Below are 238 nucleotides of genomic sequence, written 5' to 3'. Positions count from 1 at the left end.
CGAGTGTCAGGTTCGGTGCCGGGAGGCGCAGGTAATCGGCGAGCCCGATCTGCATCGGCGTTTTCACCGTGAATACGTTGAACTGGTGGACCTTGCGGAATTCCGCGGACAGCGCGGCAGGCGCCGCGACATAGCCGACCTTCCAGCCCGTGAGGTGAGACGTCCTGCGCAAGGACGAAACGATTAACCTGAGCGCACCAAGCTCCGCATAGCGCGGGAGGGGGTCCTGGCGGACGGC

The 238-nt window shown here is 64.7% G+C and carries 1 pseudogene; it reads right to left on the bottom strand.

What is annotated here, in order from left to right:
• A pseudogene (locus KVT39_RS37340) lies at window positions 1-238 on the bottom strand (methionine aminotransferase); the annotation flags it as partial.

It is taken from the genome of Burkholderia sp. GbtcB21, assembly GCF_019091065.1.
GTDB classification, from domain to species: domain Bacteria; phylum Pseudomonadota; class Gammaproteobacteria; order Burkholderiales; family Burkholderiaceae; genus Burkholderia; species Burkholderia pyrrocinia_C.
The sequence above is the reverse complement of the archived record's forward strand: the minus strand, read 5'-3'. Positions and strand labels throughout refer to the sequence as shown.